The organism is Psychrobacter sp. TB20-MNA-CIBAN-0197, from assembly GCF_040309765.1.
GTDB classification, from domain to species: domain Bacteria; phylum Pseudomonadota; class Gammaproteobacteria; order Pseudomonadales; family Moraxellaceae; genus Psychrobacter; species Psychrobacter submarinus.
On record NZ_JBEOPC010000365.1, the window covers coordinates 1 to 287 of the forward strand.

Below are 287 nucleotides of genomic sequence, written 5' to 3' on the forward strand. Positions count from 1 at the left end.
CGATTAGGATAAGCAAAAAACTCAAATTGTTTATTATGCTTAACAAGCTCGTCAATTAAACGCTCAGACCCCTGATAGTGCACGTTATCGTCGCCAGTACCGTGGATCAGTAATAATTTACCGCTGAGGTTTTTAGCAAAACTAATTGGCGAGGTATTATCATAGCTTTGTGGATCGGTGTTTGGGTTACCCGAATAACGCTCTTGATAAATGGTGTCGTATAAACGTATATCGGGCACAGGTGCTGAAGCAATACCTACTTTAAATTTGTCGCCGTGACGAAATAA

1 protein-coding gene is annotated in these 287 nt (G+C 40.4%); it reads right to left on the reverse strand.

The annotated features are described in order from the left end of the window. Window positions 1-287 (reverse strand): alpha/beta hydrolase family protein (locus tag AAEY83_RS14055; protein WP_351059773.1); only part of this gene is annotated, 287 nt, incomplete at both ends.